The sequence below is a fragment of the Paenibacillus sp. YAE3 genome, assembly GCF_057546105.1.
On record NZ_BAAIYF010000062.1, the window covers coordinates 1 to 524 of the forward strand.

Below are 524 nucleotides of genomic sequence, written 5' to 3' on the forward strand. Positions count from 1 at the left end.
GAATGCTGACCCACTACCTGCGCTGGTTTCACAATCGCTCGACCCTGACCCTGGTGCCCAGCGTCAGCCAGCGAATGGAACTGGAGCGTCGGCATTTCGAGCGTTTGGCGCTGTTGTCCCGTGGTGTTGATAGCCTGTTGTTCCACCCCAGAAAACGTCTGAACGCGCTGCGTGAGCAATGGGGACTGGCCGAGGATGACGTCGCCGTTATCCATGTAGGACGTCTGGCCAACGAGAAGAACCTGGGGTTGCTCAAGCGCAGTTTCGACACGCTGAAAACGACTTACCCACAGCGAAACCTGAAGTTGATCGTGGTGGGCGATGGTCCGCTGCGCATGACTCTGGAGAAGGAGTTGCCGGAAGCGATCTTCTGCGGCTCACAGCGCGGCGAAGCGTTGGCCAGCCACTACGCGTCCGGGGATGTGTTTCTGTTTCCGAGCCTGACCGAGACGTTCGGCAATGTGGTGCTGGAGGCGCTGGCCTCGGGGTTGGGCGTGGTGGCCTACGATCTGGCGGCGGCGGGT

General features: G+C 60.9%; 1 protein-coding gene. It reads left to right on the forward strand.

Annotation, left to right across the window (positions count from 1 at the left end; genetic code table 11):
* On the forward strand, window positions 1-524 hold a 524-nt coding region (locus tag AC27KL_RS28200; protein WP_487171812.1), incomplete at both ends, for a glycosyltransferase.